The following is a 15,387-nucleotide window of genomic DNA, read 5'->3' on the forward strand; positions in this document are numbered from 1 at the left end:
CAGCCGCTGCCGGAGACAGGGGGCCGCGAGGGTGTTCCTCCACCTGAGCATCACCTGCATCACCAGCCCCACGCATCGGGGCTGGCACCCATCTTCCCTACCGGTCGGCGAGCCCGGTGCCGCACCGGGTGCAGTAGCGGGCGTCGCGCTCGGTGGCGAGGCGTCCGCACTCGGGGCAGACCAGGCCCAGGAGGCACGCCGCCTCCCCCGCTTCGGTGTGCAGGACCGGAGTGACGGTCAGGGGCGGTCGGCGGCGGTGCGCGGCGGTGTAGGTGAGCCCTCCGCAACCGGCGCGCACGGAACGGGTGGTGCCGGCGGGCAGCCAGGCCACGGTTCCGGGTACGAGGGTGCAGGCGGCGTCAGGGGTGCGGAGTTCACCGGCTCCGGCGACCACGACGATCAGCACACCGGGAGCCGACGCGGTGGACGTCGTGACGGTGGACTCCGTGGCGGTGGACGTCGTGTCGGTGGACTCCGTGTCGGTGGACTCCGTGTCGGTGGACTCCGTGGCGTTGGGTTCCGGTTCCGTGACGGTGGCGCCGGGGCCCAGCCGGACCAGGTTCGCGTCCATGCCTCGCCCGGGGTCGCCCAGCTCCCAGACCACGCACACCTGCCCCTCGGCGACGGCCTCGGCATGCGGAGGGATGAGGAACACCGGCGTCCCGGCGGCGGGCGAGTTCATGGCGGCCCCGTACGGAGTGCGAGCGGTCAGGGGAAGCCTGCCACAGCTCGGGGACCCGGCGGCCAGGCGGTTTGTCGGGCTTCGTATGATCCTGGGGAGTTTCACGGCCGCCCCGACCCCGGGCTGCTGCGGTGTCCCCGGTCCTGCCGATCGCACGGGCTGTCACAGCGGATCAGCCGAGCCGCTCCTGCCCCTGCCCTCGCCGTTCACCGTCTGTCGGCCCGTACACCGAAGTTGCCGTTCTCTTGAGCACCGACCTGAGCACCGACCTGAGCGCCACGCCACCGCCGAGGGCTCCCGAGCGTCCGCGCTCCCGGATCATGACCCGTCTCGCCGGACGGGCCCCCGCCCCGCCCGCACCCGGCACCGCCTTGCACAGCATCAGCGGCGCCACGGCCGTCATGCTGGCCCTGGTGGCCATCGGCACGCTGATCCACGAGCCCGTCCTGATACCGCCGCTGGCCGCGTCCGCCGCGATCGTCCACGGCGTGCCCGGCCTGCCCCTGGCCCAGCCCCGCAGCGTGGTCGTCGGCCACCTGCTCTGCGCAGCCGTCGGGTACGGGGCCCTCACCCTCCTGGGCAGCGCCCCCTGGGTGGCGGCCGTCGCGGCCGGGATCGGCCTGGCCCTGATGATCGTCACCCGGACCTCGCACTCCCCTGCCTGCGCGACCACCGTCGTCATCGTCCTGCGAACCCCCGACCCCCGGACCTTCGTCCCGCTCCTCATCGGATCGGCGCTCCTCCTGGTCCTCACGGCCTGCGCCTTCTCCCGCGCCCGCCCCGGAGGGGCCCGCTACCCCGTCTACTGGTGGTGAAAGCGTTGCCGCAGGCAGACAGCAGCGGGGCCCAGGGCCCCGGCTGCGTGCCCGCCGGGACGGTGTGTCAGACCATGGCGAGCCGGTCCACCAACAGCTCCACCCTCCGCTCGGCGTCCTCGGGCAGCAGGCGGCCCGCTCGGGTCAGGGTCGCCAGGCCGTGCAGGGCCGCCCAGAACACCTCGGTGAACAGCCCCGGGTGGACGCCGTCCCCGGCTACCTCGCCGAGGCTTTCGAGCAGGGCGGCGAAGGCGTCCTTCAGCGGCTCGGGGGTGTCCTCCTGCGCGTACGCCAGGCCGCCGTCGAGCTGGAACAAGGCGTCGTAGACCGCGGGGTTGCGTGCGGCGAAGTCGAGATAGGCGCGGGCGAGGGCGGCCACCCGCTCGCGCGGGCCGTTCGCGCCGGAGGCCGCGGCCCGCACCGCCGCGGCCATCTCGGCGGCGCCTTCCAGGGCGACGGCGCCGATGATCTCGCGTTTGCCGCGGAAGTGGCTGTAGAGGACGGGCTGGCTGTATTCGATGCGCTCGGCGAGCCGGCGGGTGGTGACTGCGTCCCAGCCCTGCTGCTCGGCGAGTTCGCGGGCCGTCGCCACGATGAGGCGCTCGCGCTCCGCCCGTTCGCGTTCCTTGCGTTCCTGTACCGACATGAAAGGAATCCTAGCACCGCTAGACAATCGAGCGTTAGCAGGGCTAGCGTTGCATCATCACCTAGCACCGCTAGCTCGGAGGGATCGCCATGCTCAACGCACTTGAGGTCTTCACCACCGTCACCGTCGGCCTGATGGTGGGGGTGGAGGTCGCCGTCGCCTTCATCATGAAGCGGATCCTGGATGCGCTTCCCGAGGACAGCGGCCAGCTCGGCCACGCCCACGGCGGCCGGATGCTCGGCACCCTGATGCCGTTCTGGTACATCGGCTCGCTCATCCTCTGCGCGATCTGGGCCGTTGCCGGATGGGAGCACCACGGTGCCGGACTCGTCGTCACCGCCGCCGGACTGCTGATCCTCAGCGTGGTCATGTCGATCCTGCTGCTCGTCCCGATCAACAACCGGAACAGGACCTGGACCCCCGAGAACCGGCCCGCCGACTGGAAGGAGCAGCTGGACCGCTGGAACCGCTACCACTACATCCGGGTCGCCGTCATCGTCGCCGCGTTCACCCTGCTGGTCACCGCCCTCGCCTGACACCACCTCCGCCGACGAAGACCGCAGGGAGTAGGACAATGTCGCTGAAGAAGATCAACACCGTCCTGGCCGCCACCTTCATCCTCTTCATCCTCTGGTTCGGGACGGAGTACATCCTGAGTCCGGAGACGACGGCGCCCGGCTACGGCCTGCCGAGCTGGCCGTCCGGCGACGGCGACGGCTTCCTGGTCATCAAGGGAATCCGCGACGTCGTCCTGGCCCTGGTCCTGGGCATCCTGCTGGTGACGGGGCACCGACGGGCGCTGGGCTGGGTACTGCTGGTGGAAGCACTCGCCGCGTACGGCGACATGGCCAACGTGCTGGCCCACCGCGGCTCCGTGGCCACCGCGCTCGGCGTCCACGGCCTGACCGCGACACTGATGGTGGTCAACGGCCTGCTGATCATGCGCGAGACCCGCAACATCGCGGCCGCTCCCGCAACACCCGCCCCGCAGCCCGCCTAGCGCGGATCAGGCCGCCGGTACGCGCATCCGTACCGACTTGCCCGACCCTCCTGCCACGACGGAGAGCCGTCCCCCCAGCTCGGCCGCCAGCAGGTGCACGATCAGCAGCCCGCGGCCGTCCTCCGAGTCCAGGTCCACCTCCTGCCGCGGGGACGGCAGTCGCGGCAGACCCGCCCCCTGGTCGGCGACCTCCAGGCGGAGCCATCCCCCGCCCCAGGTCAGGGCGACCCGCATCCGCCCGGCGGCCGCGTGCTGCACGACGTTGCCGACGAGCTCGCTGACGGCCAGCAGCAACAGGTCCGACAGGCCGCGGGACACCCGCCACTCACCGAGGGCCACCCGGACCCGGGCCCGGACCTGCGGCACGTTCGCCGCGACGGGATCGGCGACCCAGTGGACGAAGGCGCGGGCCGGAGCGGGACGCCCGGGGCGCGGGGGCTGCGGGGACTGTGCGAGATGCGTGGGGTGCGCGAGGTGTGCGGACCGGCCGGTGGAGGTGAGGGGGGTGAGCATGACGTGCTCCCGGAGGGGGAAGGCGGCGCACCCGCTGGGGCGACTCGTGCAACCGGCCGGGAAGTTCACACTCCCCATGGGCTTGTGGTCAGCGGAAACGCATCGCTAGAGTCGTGATTACACGTGTAACACGTTAAGCCTCCCCCAGCGATCCGCGCAAGCATTCCGGACAAACGTCACGAAGCCTGCGCCGCCCGCACCGGGGCCGGCGGCCATCACGGCCGCGCCGAATTGGAAGGGCCGCAATGACGCAATCTCCTCCGGCCGGGTTCGACCTCGCCGACATGACCTGGCCGCCCCCGCCGTACCAGTCCCCCGTGCCGCCCGTGACGGGCGTCGACGGAGTACGGCGCTTCGACGGGGTCACATACGCGACCACGCCCGGCTTCCGCCCCCGGCTGCTCGACGTCCAGCTCCCGGCGGGCGAGGGACCGTTCCCCGCGGTCGTCTGGATCCACGGCGGCGGCTGGCTGGACGGCGACCGCCGCTACCCGCCGCCGACGGTGCCCGCCGCCCTCCTGCACGGGGCGGTCCTGGGCGCCGGCCTCGCGCTCGTCTCGATCGACTACCGGCACAGCCTCGAGGCCCCCTTCCCGGCGCAACTGCACGACGTGAAGGCGGCGATCCGCTACGTCCGCCACTTCGCGGGGACTCTGGGCGTCGACCCGGAGCGGATCGCCGTGTGGGGCGAGTCGGCGGGCGGCCACCTGGCGGCCCTGGCCGGGCTGGTCGGTCCGGGCAGCACGGACGGTGCGGCCCTGGAGGGTGCGCACGGCGTCGCCTCCGGGGACACCGGGGTACTGGCCGTCGTGGACTGGTACGGCGTCTCCGACCTGCCCGCCCTCGCCGATCACCCGATGCCGGCGATGCCGGGCGGGGCCGAGTTCCCCGACCCCTACGAGGCCCTGCTGGGCGGCACCGAGGCAGAGCGCCCGGCGCTCGCCCGGGCCGCGAGCCCGGTGACGTACGCCGACGGCTCGAACCCGCCGCCGCCGTTCCTGCTGGTGCACGGCACCCGGGACGGCCTGGTCCCGTACAGCCAGAGCGAGTCCCTGGCGCGGGCGCTCGAAGGAGCCGGAGGTGCGGTCACCCTGCGGCCGGTGGACGGCGCCGACCACATCTTCCTGGGCTCGCCGGACATCGAAGGGATCGTCGCCGAGAGCGTCGCCTTCCTGGCCGGCCACCTCGGCACGAAGGCCTGACCCACCACCTGCCGTCGGGCCCGCCCCGACGGCAGGCGCGGGCATACCGTGCCGGGGGCCGGACGCGGCATGCCCGCCCCCGGCGCGGCACTCGTACCCGCACCGCCCCAGGCCCGACATCGCCGATTCCCCGGCCGCGCCCCCACGCCGAAACCATCCACACCCCAGCACCGGCCCGCCCGCGTCTTCGCACCACCAACGCCCCGACGCGGCCCGCACCCCCGCCTCACGCCTCTCCCTGTCCACACTCCAGCACCGGGCCCAGTGCCCGCATCGCCTGGGCCCCGGCATCCCGGCACACCCCGGCACCACCCACGCTCATGGACCCGGGCACCGCCCGAACCCGGCACCGGGCCGAATGCCCATCACGCCCGGGCCGCGGCACCACCAGTACCCCGGCCGATTCCCTCACCACGCACCTCGGCACCGCCCGGTGCCCGCACCCTCCGCGGCCCCGGCACCGCACGCGTCTCGGCACCACCGACACCCGTGCCCCGGCCGCGCCCCTCACACCTCCACCGCCCGGACCACGGCACCGCCTGCATGCCCGCACCCCCGGACCCCGGCGCGGCTTGCGCCCCGCGAGCGCCTGCACCCTCGGCACCGCGCGTGGGCTCAGCGGGCCCACCCCCGCGGCGCCGGAGCCACCATCCGCACCCGCACCCGTCCAACGCCGCGGTCCTGCCCGCGGACCCGAAAGGCAGTCATGTCCACGCACCCCGTGACCCCCGTGCCCACCCCCTCCGACAGACCCGGCGCCTCCCGCGGCGCCCGTGGCGCCCTCGCGCTGGGGCTGCTGTTCCTCGGGGGCGCCGCGCTCCTGGCCCTCGCCGTCCGCCCGGACGTGGTGAATCCGCCCTTCCAGGGCCTGGACGACCGCTGGCTGCGCTGGATGGGCGGCCCGCACGAAGGCCCGTACGCGGCCCTCGCCACCGCCCTGAACTGGTTCGGCGGCCCGGTCGGGGCCGTCGTCCCGCTCGCCCTGCTGGTCCTGCTGCTCGTCCGCCGCCGCCGGCTCTCCGCCGCCTTCCTCCTCGGCGTCTACCTCGGCGGCAACGGGCTCGTCGTCCAGGGGCTCAAGCACCTGGTGGACCGGCCGCGCCCGGCCAACCCCCTGGTCCGGGTGGACCACGGGTCCTTCCCGTCCGGCCATGCCGCCACGGCGGCCCTGCTGGTGGTGCTCGTCGGAGTGCTGCTGGTCCCGGCCGCCCGGCGGCGGGCGTGGTGGCTCAGCGGCGCGCTCTTCACGCTGGCCATGATGTGGAGCCGTACCTGGCTGCACGCCCACTGGCTCAGCGACACCGTCGCCGGTGCGGCGGCGGGCGCGGGAGTCGGGCTGGTCGCCTGGGGGCTCTGCGCGCCCGCGCTCGCCCGGGAGCGGGCACGTGTCCACGGCCGCCGGGGGGCGGCCGTGGACACCCCGGACCCGGTCCTGGTCACCGACAGCCGCTGACGGGGCTCCTGCCTCGCGGGCCGGCCGGACACCGCCGGTCCGCGAGGCCCTGACCGACCCCCTCAAGGAGCGGCCGTCGTCAGGAGCTCTCGCGGGGGACCAGGACGGCCTCGACGGGCGTCAGTGCCGGAGCCTTGCCGGTCCCGATCAGTTCGTGCAGGGAGTCCGCGATCCGCGCGGGCGACGGCAGGTCCAGGCGGACCGTCGTGAGCGCGGGCTGCTGGAAGGCGGCGAGGACCAGGTCGTCGGAGCCGACGAGGGCGACCTCGTCCGGTACGGAGATGCCCTCGGAGCGGAAGGCGTGCAGGAGCAGGGCGGCGTACTCGTCGTTGTAGGCGAACACGGCGTCGAGGTCGAGGTCCCGCCAGCGCCGGGCGAGGGCCGTCGCGGATTCCCTCGTGTACGCCAGCTCGACGGGCGTGACGGTCGCCATGTGCCGGGCCGCGACGGACTCGGCGCCCGCCAGGCGCGGCTGCGCGAGCGTGTCGAGGCCGCGTTCCTGCGGCATGACGACGCCGATCCTGGTGCGGCCGCGCGCGATGAGGTGCTCGGCGGCGGTGACGCCGATGGCGGCGTGGTCGAAGCCGATCGTGTACACGCCTTCGACAGGTCGCGCCGCGAAGGCCATCAGCGCACGCACCCCGGCGCGGCGCAGCAGGTCGGCGGCCTGGGACGTGAACCGGTCGCCGTCCAGGGCGACGACGGCCGCCGGACGCAGTTCGGCCCAGGCGCGGGCGGCGTCGACGGGGTCGGCGAAGCGGCCCGCGTGCAGCACGGCCGTGTAGCCGTGCCGGTCGAGCTCGCCGTGCAGGTCGTCGACCCAGTCGCTGACGAGGCGGCCTATCGCGGAGACGGAGGCGGGCATGAGGACCAGATTGCTGCGGCCGGCCCGCAGGGACCGGGCCGCGGCGTGCGGTACGTAGCCGAGCTGGCGGGCCGCGTCCAGCACACGGGCGCGGGTGGCGGCGCTGACGCGGTGGCCCTGGGTGTCGTTGAGGACGAAGGAGACGGTGGCGCGCGAGACTCCCGCCAGGCGGGCCACGTCGGCACTGGTGGTGGTCGCGGTGACGTGGGTTTCTTCGGCCATGGCGTCCCTCGACGTTCCTCTGCTCGGTTCGCACCTTCCCTTCCGAGGTTACACGAGTTAGACGTTTCTACGGATCTTGCCGCCCGGCCCGCGCTGCCGGGGTCGCGGGGCCGGGCAGGCCCTCGCCGTAGAGGGACCTGGAGGCGCCCGCGAGGTCGTCGAGGGCCGTCACGACCGAGTCGAAGCGCAGGGTGGTGCGCGTCCGCTCCCCGTACGGGTTCCAGCGCGGCAGGTCCGGGTGGTTCGGGTCGCCCGTGCGCACGAAGGCGATCCAGGCCCGGTGCATGACCGCCGCGAGGCCGTCGCGCACGGCGGGGGCGAGCCCGGCCAGGAAGGGTGCGTGCGCCCACTGGTCGAAGTTGTCGAAGACGAAGGGGAGTTCGAGGCAGTGTGCCGCCCCGAGCCGGCCCCCGTGCGCGGGTGTGGGCAGGTCGAACTGGTACGCCCACACCGGGTTCCCGGATGCCGCCCTCGCCTCGGCCAACCGCAGGCAGGGCACGCGGAAGAGCTCGTCCGTGATGAGGTCCATGAGGACGTCGGCCGGGCGGGCTCCGGGGCGGGCACGTTCGTACGCCGCGTACACCCCGGGGGCGGCGTCGGCGCCGAACGTCTCCGCGATGCGGTCGGTCACCCGCTCCCGGGTCGCGGCGGCGTACTCCTCGTCGAGGGCGAAGCCGAAATTGGCCTCTTCGCGTGTCCAGCCGATCATCACGTCGATGCCGGCCGCCGCCCCGTGCGTGAGGGTCCGGGCCGGATGGCGTTCCAGGGTGATCCCGTCGACCACGGGGAGGAACGGTGTCGGCCAGTACCCCCACCGCGCCGTCCGCGCGAACAGGCCGAGGCCCGCGCCGATCAGCTCCGGCCAGTCCAGCGCGCGCAGTTCCGCCGCCGTCTTGACCCCGGCGGCCTCCAGGTAGGCGGCGACCCGTTCCTCGTAGACCTCGGGGATGGGGAAGTCCAGCCCGAGGGGCGGGCTCTGCAGGATCACCCGCTTGATCAGGCCCTCGGCCTGCGGATGACCGGCGAGGGCGGCGGTGGACACGGCGCCGCCCGACTGGCCCGCGACCGTGACGACGTCGGGGTCGCCGCCGAAGAGGGCGATGTTCTCCCGCACCCAGTGCAGGGCGCTGAGCTGATCGGTGAGCCAGGGGTTGCCGCCGTCCTCGGCCGCACCCTCGAAGGCGAGGTAACCCAGGGGCCCGATGCGGTAGTTGATGCTGACGAAGACGAGGTCCCCGTCCCGCGCGAAGGTGGCCCCGGAGTATCCGGGCAGCGAGCCGGAGCCGGACACGAAGCCGCCGCCGTGGATCCACACGAGCACCGGCCGGCGGGCGTCGTCGGCCGCGGGGGTCCAGACGTCAAGGGTCAGGCAGTCCTCGTCGAAGGGGGGCGAGCCATGACCGCCGAGCACCGGATCGCCCTCCTCCCGGTAGAGCTGCGGCGCGCTGGGGCCGTCGGCGGTGGCGTCCCGCGTCCCGGTCCAGCCGGGGTGCGGGCGGGCGGGCCGCCAGCGCAGTTCGCCGACCGGCGGGGCGGCGTAGGGGACGGCCCGGAAGACGGCGAGCCCGTCTTCGTCCGCACCGCGGAGGCGGCCTGCGGGGAGGTCCACCACCAGGTGGTCCTGACCTGGGGAGTGAGGCATGGGGCCGATCCTTCCTGACCGCGCGCCGGGTGCGCGCCGCCACACCGACAAGAATATGCCGTGTCTTTTGCGGCCGTCAATGATCCTCGATAGTTCGAGGTGGCCACCGGGGCCCCACGCCTCCGCAGCCCGTCAGAGCCAGAGACTGCCCGCGGCCATCCGTTCCGCCTCCGTCTCCAGCATCCGCGCGAAGACGCGCCACAGCACCAGACAGACCCCCACGCCCACCAGCACACCGGCGAAGGCGTCGCTGAGCCACTGGGCGTGCAGCCAGGTCCGGCTCCACATCATCGCGAGGACGTACGCACCGCCGACCGGCCACCACCAGCGCCGCGCACGGTCCGGGAACACCACGACGGCGACGACGAACATCAAGGTCACCGCGCTGAACACCTGGCCCGAGGGGAACGAGCCGTCGTTGACCAGGACCCACGGGTACGGCGGACGGGGCCGGTCCGCCAGCTGCTTGAGGGGCAGCACGACCAGCACGTTGGTGACGACGCAGGCACAGAAGACGAACAGCCCGGAGCGCCAGCGCCCGTAGACGCAGAGGCAGCCGATCAGGGCCAGGGGCAGCACCAGACCGAAGGGGCCGCCGAGCCGGTCGAGGACGGTGGCGAAGCCTTCGGTGAACCCGCCGCCCGCCCCCTCCCCGGCCGGCCCGTTGACGCCGGCCGCCCAGCGGTCGTCGAGACCCTGGAAGAACGGGCGGTCCTCGATGCGCAACAGCAGGGCGGCCAGCAGCGACACGAACAGGAGGGTCAACCCGCAGGCGAGCGCCCCGCGGGGAGGGGGCGCCGGCACCTGGTTCCGCGGCGGCGGCACGGGCCGGGCCGGGGGCGGGGGCGGGGGCGGGGAGGACGAGGGGAAGTGCTGCATGGCGGGCCTTTCACGGTCAGCTGCCCGGGCGGGGGCGCGGGGGCAGTCACGGGAGCGGCAAGGCAGGGCGGAGCGAGGCGGGGCGAGCCGGAGCAGGGCAGGGCGAGGCAGGGGACGAGGGCGCAGGACAGGGGAGCCGGACCCGCATACCGGCATACGGAGACGCACCGGTCGACGGCGACGGCGACGGCGACGGCGACGGCGCGAGCGTGACCCCGGCAGGAACGCCCAGCGCCGTGCGCACGGGGCGGCGCAGCCGGAAGCGTGGAACCGGGGGACGGCGTGCGCAGATGCGGCTGCGGCCGGAGCCGGGACACCAGCCCCGGACCACTTGCGGCCCCACACGCTCCGCGGCTCGTCGCGGTGCGGCACGGAGTATTGCGGATGCGTGACCGCCGCCACAAGAGCAAGAGGATTTTCGGCACGACCGGCCCGTCCCGAGGCCTGGATCCATTGGTTACACGTCATGGCATCGGTGATCTCCGGACGGTCACGATCTGCACAACGTCGGCCCGCCAGGCCTGGCGGCGGCCGGAAATGGGTGCTACACAGTGTCCAGCGCCTTTGGTGACACGTGTAACAACATCACGTAAACCCCGTTACCGGCCCGCGGCTCCCGGCACCCCCCGTGCCCCGCTGCCCGCCGCCCCGCCGCCCCCGTGCGGTACCCCTCCCCCACGCTCGACCGCTGCTCGCCACCTCCCCGCACCGTCCCCCGAGGAGTCGTCATGGCTACGAACGAACTCGCCGGCCCGCTCACCACCGAAGCCGCGGAACCACCGCGCCAGCGCGGGCTGATGCCCCTGCTGCTGGTCGCCAACTCCGCCATGATGGCGGTCTACATGGGTGTGGGTTCCGTCCTGCTGCCCACCCAGATCGCCGCGATCGCCCCCGACGACAAGGTCGCCGTCCTGGGCCTGATCGGCGGCATCAGCGCCCTCTTCGCGACCGCCTTCAACCCGATCGCCGGCGCTCTCTCCGACCGCAGCGGCCGCCGCAACCCCTGGGTCCTGGGCGGCGCGCTCGCCTCGTTCGCCGGGCTCGCGCTGCTCGGGAACGTGACCACCGCCCTGCTCGTGGGCATCGGCTGGTGCCTGGTCCAGGCGACCATGAACGTCTACCAGGCCGCCGTCACCGCCATCGTGCCCGACCGGGTGCCCGCCGTACGCCGCGGCACCGCGTCCGCGCTCGTGGGACTGGGGCTGCCGATCGGCGGCACGGTCGGCGTCCTCGTCGCCTCCCAGACCGCCGAGCACCTGCGCACCGGCTACCTGGTCTTCGGCGCGATCATCGCCGCCGCCGCCCTGTTGCTCACGAGCTTCTGCCGCGACATCCCGCGCACCGAGGCGCAGACCCCCGCACCGGCCGTCCCCAAGCGGGCGCAGCTGGCCGCCTTCCTCTCCGCCCTCGCCAACCACGACTTCCGGTGGGCCTTCATCGGCCGGGCCCTGATGGTCCTCGGCTACTTCTCCGTCGTCGGCTACCAGCTGTACATCCTCGACGACCACATCGCGCTGCCCGCCGGGATGACGCCGCCCGCGGCGATGGCCGTGCTCACCCCGGTGTCGATGGCCGCGATGGCCGTCTCCACCGTCCTCGGCGGGCTGCTGTCCGACCGGCTCGACCGCCGCAAGGTGTTCGTCGGCGTGTCCGCCGCGCTGGCCGGCCTCGTCATGGCGGTCCCGGTCATCAGCCCGACCTGGACCGGCATGCTCGTCTTCAGCGCGCTCAACGGCCTCGCCTTCGGCTGCTTCATGGCCGTCGACACCGCCCTGGTCACCCTGGTCCTGCCGCGCGCCGAGGACGCGGCACGCGACATGGGCGTCCTCAACATCGCGAACGCCGGGCCGCAGATCATCGCGCCGTTCGTGGCCTCGGCGGTCGTCACCGCCCTGGGCGGTTACACCCCGCTGTTCCTCGTCGGCGGGGCCCTGTCCCTGATCGGCGCCCTCGCGATCCTCCCGATCCGCAGCGTGCGCTGACCCCCGCCCGGCCCGCCCACGGGAGCGGGCCGCTCCGCACTCCGGCGGGCGCGCGCCGAGGGTCGCCGCCCGCCGGTCCCTGTCCTCACCACCCTCGTCACCCTCGCTTCCACGCCCTCCCTCTCCGAAGGAGCACTCTGTGAGACGCACGCGAGTTCTGCCGCTGGCCGCCCTGGTGCTGTGCGCGCCGGCCCTGGCGGGTACGGCGCCTGCCACCGCCGCACCGCAGGCCGCGCCCCCCGGCCCGCTGCGGATCCTGCTCACCAACGACGACGGCTACAACGCGCCGGGCATCCGCAAGGCGTACGAGCGCCTGACGGCCGCCGGGCACGACGTCACGATCGTCGCCCCGCTCACGAACCAGAGCGGCACCGGCACGAAGATGATGAACGCCCCGACCGTCACGGTGAAGCACCCCGAGCCGAAGGTGTGGGCCGTGGACGGCACCCCCGGTGACTCGGTGGCCTTCGGACTGGCCGAGGTGTTCGCGGACCGGGCGCCCGACCTGGTGGTCTCGGGTACGAACTTCGGCCCGAACGTCGCCGGGCTCGCCACCCACTCGGGCACCGTCGGCGGCGCCGTCACCGCGCTGGAGTCCGGGGTGCCGGCCATCGCGCTGAGCACCGGCGGGCTGAGCGCGCCCGACCCCGTCACCACCGTCAACGCGATGGTGCCCACGATGGAATTCACCGTGAAGCTGATCGACCGGCTGCGCAGCCGGGCGCGGTCCGGACCGCTGCTGCCCAAGGGCGTGGGCCTGAACGTCAACCACCCCGTCGTCGGCGCGGACGGCAAGGGCACGGCCGCCGGTGTGGCCACGACGTTCCAGGACCCGCAGAACTTCCTGGAGGCGGACTTCACCGACTCGGGCGACGGCACCTGGAAGGTGTCCGTCAAGGTGGCGCTGAAGCCCGCCGCCAAGGGCGGTGACCTGGAGGCCGTGGCCGCGGGCAAGATCGCCGTCAGCCCGATGAACTCCGACTGGAACACCGGTCCGGCGGACCGCGCCACGGCCGCCGCCCTGCTCGCCGGGCTCCGCCCGTAACCACCCCCCGGCGGGACCACCACTTCAGGAGGACGGACGCATGAAGAGGTCCTGGCGGCGGCTGATCCGGCCCGCTGCGGCACGACCCCTGCTCGGCACGGCCCTCGCCCTGACGGCCCTGCTCGCCTCGGCGGTCCCCGCGACCGCCCTGCCGGGCGGCGGTCCGCGCCCGGTGGTCACCGTTGCGCAGGGAAGCCTGCGCGGGCAGGACCGGGGCGGGGCGCAGGAGTTCCTCGGCATCCCGTACGCCGCTCCGCCGGTCGGTGCGGCCCGGCTGCGGGCTCCGCAGGCGCCGGCCCGGTGGCCCGGGGTGCGGGATGCGGTCCGGCAGGCTCCCGCGTGCCTGCAGTTCTCCCCGTTCGGGCTGAAGGACCCGGCGGCGGTCAGCGAGGACTGCCTGTACCTGGACGTGTACCGGCCCCGGGGGGCCCGCCCCGGAGCCCGCTGCCGGTGACCGTCTGGATGCACGGGGGTGCGTACAGCCAGGGCACGGGGACGCAGTTCGGCGGCCGGACCATGGCCGATCTCACGCAGAGCGTCGTGGTCAGCATCAACTACCGGCTGGGGCAGCTCGGTTATCTGGGGCTGTCCGAGCTGGCCGCCCAGGACGGCCGCCGGTCGGGCTCGTTCGGGCTGATGGACCAGATCGAGGCGCTGCGCTGGACGCGGCAGAACATCGGCGCGTTCGGGGGGAACCCGGCGAGCGTCACGGTGTCCGGGCAGTCCGCGGGCAGTGGTTCCGTCTGTGCGCTGCTCGCCGCGCCGTCGGCCGCCGGGCTGTTCCACCGGGCCGTGCTGCAGAGCGGTCCGTGCACGCTGCTGGGCACGCCCGACGCCGCGCGGGCGGAGGCGGAGGCCCGGGCCTTCGCCGACCGGGCGGGGTGCGAGGGTCCGGCGGGGGTGGCGCAGTGCCTGCGCGCCGCCTCGGGGGCGGCGCTGGTGGAGGCGGCCCGTACGCTGCCCACCTCGGGCCCGGCCTCGGGCGACGGGCTGCTGCCGGTCGCTCCGGCGCGGGCCATCGGGAGCGGCGCCTGGAACAAGGTGCCGGTCCTGATCGGGAGCACCCGTGCCGAGGCCCGTCTCTTCGTCGCGCTGTCGCAGCCGTACCTGACGGCGGAGCAGTACGCGGCGCAGGTCCTCGCCCAGTACGGGGCCGCGGGGCCGGAGGTCCTCGCACGGTATCCGGTGGCGGCGCACGGCTCGCCGTACCTGGCGCTGTCGGCCGTCATGACCGACTCCACGTTCGCCTGCCACACGGCGTGGACGGCGCGGACGTTCGCCGCGCAGGTCCCCACGTACGTGTACGAGTTCGACGACCCGAACTCGCCGACCCTCGCGGGGGCGCAGGTGCCGGGTCTGGACCAGTCCAACGCCCACAGCGCGGAGCTGGCCTACTTGCACGACTTCACCATGGGGGACCGCCCGCTGACCGCGGTGCAGGTGGGGCTGGCGACGGCGATGAAGCGTTACTGGGGTGCTTTCGCGCGCTCCGGCACCCCGGCCGTGCCGGGCCAGGCCGCATGGCCGGCGGCCCGGGCGGGTGTGGGCGGCGCGACCACGTTGGTGCTCGACCCGTCGGCGACGCGGACGAGCACCTCGTTCGAAGCGGACCACCAGTGCGCGTTCTGGGGCGCACAGCCGCCCCGGTCGCTCTGACCGGCGGCGCCGGTCGACACCCCGGTGCGGGAGGGGGAGGATGGAACGGACGGGTACGTTCCGCCCCTGCTCCCGCACCCGGGGTCCGCACCCGGGACCCTCGCCCGGCGCGTCTCCCCCGGCTCACTCATACCGGCTCCCTCACGGGAGGAAGACAAAGACCATGTACCGACACACACGTCTGCACCTGCTCGCCCCTCTCCTCGCCGGAGCCTTCCTCGTCGCTCCGGCCTCCCTGGCCGCGGCCCAGTCGGCGCCGGCCGCCGCCCCGACGGCCACCTGCTCCATCTCCGGCGTCTTCCCGGACGGGAAGGTCCACCTCTCCGGCGGCGGGTTCACGCCGGGCGCCGCCTTCCTGTCGTCTCCGACCGCCGCGGGAGGCCAGTTCCAGATCGAGGAGAACGGCGGGTTCAACCGTATGAACGTCGAGAACGCCAAGTACACCGTGACGCAGAACGGCGTGCACACCCAGTGCAGCGGCTTCGTCGAATGAGCCGGTGAGCACGCGGCGCGGCCCGCGCTCGGACAGGTGACACCGATGAACGATCATGAGGCTATGCGTCCACCTGGTGAGACGTCAAAGCGGCCGCCCTCGACGGGCGGGATCGCGCCATCGGGCCAGGATCAATAAATAGTTATGCACACAGCCGCATTGGCCGGATATCTTGGGTCAATTTGGTGACTGGGCTGCTGATGTTTCATCATCATGACTGCACGTCAGCTTTCGACGTGCGTCGAGGAGGCAGGCGGGGGCGCCGGGGGGTCCCCCGTTCCCACCGGTCGGT

Annotated in this window: 16 protein-coding genes; 10 read left to right on the top strand and 6 right to left on the bottom strand. The window is 73.7% G+C overall.

The window, feature by feature from the left end:
• Window positions 1-97 precede the first annotated feature (97 nt).
• On the bottom strand, window positions 98-682 hold the full coding sequence (locus IO30_RS0116950) for a hypothetical protein (protein ID WP_051902363.1): 585 nt from the start codon (window positions 680-682) through the stop codon (window positions 98-100).
• A gap of 245 nt (window positions 683-927) precedes the next feature.
• Between IO30_RS0116950 and IO30_RS0116955 the strand changes: the two genes are divergently transcribed.
• On the top strand, window positions 928-1,497 hold the full coding sequence (locus tag IO30_RS0116955) for an HPP family protein (RefSeq protein WP_234321603.1): 570 nt from the start codon (window positions 928-930) through the stop codon (window positions 1,495-1,497).
• A 67-nt stretch (window positions 1,498-1,564) separates the two neighbouring features.
• Here IO30_RS0116955 and IO30_RS0116960 read toward each other — a convergent pair whose 3' ends face one another.
• Window positions 1,565-2,143 (bottom strand): TetR/AcrR family transcriptional regulator, encoded by a 579-nt coding sequence (locus IO30_RS0116960; RefSeq protein WP_031143871.1) that lies wholly within the window; start codon window positions 2,141-2,143, stop codon window positions 1,565-1,567.
• An 89-nt stretch (window positions 2,144-2,232) separates the two neighbouring features.
• On the opposite strand from IO30_RS0116960, the gene IO30_RS0116965 reads away from it, so the two are divergent.
• On the top strand, window positions 2,233-2,679 hold the full coding sequence (locus tag IO30_RS0116965; protein ID WP_031143873.1) for an anthrone oxygenase family protein: 447 nt from the start codon (window positions 2,233-2,235) through the stop codon (window positions 2,677-2,679).
• A gap of 38 nt (window positions 2,680-2,717) precedes the next feature.
• A complete protein-coding gene (locus IO30_RS0116970; protein ID WP_031143875.1) occupies window positions 2,718-3,143 on the top strand; it encodes a DUF4267 domain-containing protein in 426 nt (141 codons plus the stop codon).
• A gap of 6 nt (window positions 3,144-3,149) precedes the next feature.
• Here IO30_RS0116970 and IO30_RS42005 read toward each other — a convergent pair whose 3' ends face one another.
• On the bottom strand, window positions 3,150-3,656 hold the full coding sequence (locus tag IO30_RS42005) for an ATP-binding protein (protein ID WP_051859028.1): 507 nt from the start codon (window positions 3,654-3,656) through the stop codon (window positions 3,150-3,152).
• Between the two features lie 245 nt (window positions 3,657-3,901).
• On the opposite strand from IO30_RS42005, the gene IO30_RS0116980 reads away from it, so the two are divergent.
• The gene (locus IO30_RS0116980; RefSeq protein WP_051859029.1) at window positions 3,902-4,858 is read left to right on the top strand and encodes an alpha/beta hydrolase; all 957 of its coding nucleotides are present in this window, start codon (window positions 3,902-3,904) and stop codon (window positions 4,856-4,858) included.
• 706 nt (window positions 4,859-5,564) lie between these two features.
• Window positions 5,565-6,311, top strand: coding sequence for a phosphatase PAP2 family protein (locus IO30_RS0116985; protein WP_051902365.1), 747 nt, complete (start codon window positions 5,565-5,567; stop codon window positions 6,309-6,311).
• 79 nt (window positions 6,312-6,390) lie between these two features.
• Here the strand turns inward: IO30_RS0116985 and IO30_RS0116990 are convergent, their stop codons facing one another.
• From IO30_RS0116990 to IO30_RS0117000, 3 genes are all read right to left on the bottom strand, one after another.
• Entirely contained in the window at window positions 6,391-7,398 is a 1,008-nt protein-coding gene (locus IO30_RS0116990; RefSeq protein ID WP_031143882.1) for a LacI family DNA-binding transcriptional regulator, read from the bottom strand.
• 67 nt (window positions 7,399-7,465) lie between these two features.
• Window positions 7,466-9,040, bottom strand: coding sequence for a carboxylesterase/lipase family protein (locus IO30_RS0116995; RefSeq protein ID WP_078904737.1), 1,575 nt, complete (start codon window positions 9,038-9,040; stop codon window positions 7,466-7,468).
• Between the two features lie 132 nt (window positions 9,041-9,172).
• Window positions 9,173-9,790, bottom strand: coding sequence for a phosphatase PAP2 family protein (locus tag IO30_RS0117000; RefSeq protein ID WP_157853331.1), 618 nt, complete (start codon window positions 9,788-9,790; stop codon window positions 9,173-9,175).
• Between the two features lie 857 nt (window positions 9,791-10,647).
• On the opposite strand from IO30_RS0117000, the gene IO30_RS0117005 reads away from it, so the two are divergent.
• From IO30_RS0117005 to IO30_RS0117020, 5 genes are all read left to right on the top strand, one after another.
• A complete protein-coding gene (locus IO30_RS0117005; protein ID WP_031143887.1) occupies window positions 10,648-11,901 on the top strand; it encodes an MFS transporter in 1,254 nt (417 codons plus the stop codon).
• Between the two features lie 139 nt (window positions 11,902-12,040).
• A complete protein-coding gene (gene surE, locus IO30_RS0117010; protein WP_051859033.1) occupies window positions 12,041-12,946 on the top strand; it encodes a 5'/3'-nucleotidase SurE in 906 nt (301 codons plus the stop codon).
• Between the two features lie 40 nt (window positions 12,947-12,986).
• Window positions 12,987-13,400, top strand: a complete 414-nt coding sequence (locus tag IO30_RS47635; RefSeq protein ID WP_051902371.1) for a carboxylesterase family protein — start codon at window positions 12,987-12,989, stop codon at window positions 13,398-13,400.
• Window positions 13,397-14,602, top strand: a complete 1,206-nt coding sequence (locus IO30_RS42015) for a carboxylesterase family protein (protein WP_051902373.1) — start codon at window positions 13,397-13,399, stop codon at window positions 14,600-14,602. Before IO30_RS47635 ends, IO30_RS42015 begins: the two co-directional genes overlap by 4 nt.
• A 163-nt stretch (window positions 14,603-14,765) precedes the next feature.
• Window positions 14,766-15,095: a hypothetical protein gene (locus tag IO30_RS0117020; RefSeq protein WP_031143891.1), complete on the top strand. Its 330-nt coding sequence runs from the start codon at window positions 14,766-14,768 to the stop codon at window positions 15,093-15,095.
• Window positions 15,096-15,387: the final 292 nt, after the last annotated feature.

Source organism: Streptomyces xanthophaeus (assembly GCF_000725805.1).
GTDB lineage: Bacteria > Actinomycetota > Actinomycetes > Streptomycetales > Streptomycetaceae > Streptomyces > Streptomyces xanthophaeus.

Coding starts and splice junctions, on each gene's coding strand:
- IO30_RS0116950 (WP_051902363.1), bottom strand. CDS start 682: ATGAACTCGCCCGCCGCCGGGACGCCGGTGTTCCTCATCCCTCCGCAT.
- IO30_RS47635 (WP_051902371.1), top strand. CDS start 12,987: ATGAAGAGGTCCTGGCGGCGGCTGATCCGGCCCGCTGCGGCACGACCC.
- IO30_RS0117020 (WP_031143891.1), top strand. CDS start 14,766: ATGTACCGACACACACGTCTGCACCTGCTCGCCCCTCTCCTCGCCGGA.
- IO30_RS0116970 (WP_031143875.1), top strand. CDS start 2,718: ATGTCGCTGAAGAAGATCAACACCGTCCTGGCCGCCACCTTCATCCTC.
- IO30_RS0116960 (WP_031143871.1), bottom strand. CDS start 2,143: ATGTCGGTACAGGAACGCAAGGAACGCGAACGGGCGGAGCGCGAGCGC.
- IO30_RS0116985 (WP_051902365.1), top strand. CDS start 5,565: ATGTCCACGCACCCCGTGACCCCCGTGCCCACCCCCTCCGACAGACCC.
- IO30_RS0116980 (WP_051859029.1), top strand. CDS start 3,902: ATGACGCAATCTCCTCCGGCCGGGTTCGACCTCGCCGACATGACCTGG.
- IO30_RS0116990 (WP_031143882.1), bottom strand. CDS start 7,398: ATGGCCGAAGAAACCCACGTCACCGCGACCACCACCAGTGCCGACGTG.
- IO30_RS0117005 (WP_031143887.1), top strand. CDS start 10,648: ATGGCTACGAACGAACTCGCCGGCCCGCTCACCACCGAAGCCGCGGAA.
- IO30_RS0116965 (WP_031143873.1), top strand. CDS start 2,233: ATGCTCAACGCACTTGAGGTCTTCACCACCGTCACCGTCGGCCTGATG.
- IO30_RS42005 (WP_051859028.1), bottom strand. CDS start 3,656: ATGCTCACCCCCCTCACCTCCACCGGCCGGTCCGCACACCTCGCGCAC.
- IO30_RS0116995 (WP_078904737.1), bottom strand. CDS start 9,040: ATGCCTCACTCCCCAGGTCAGGACCACCTGGTGGTGGACCTCCCCGCA.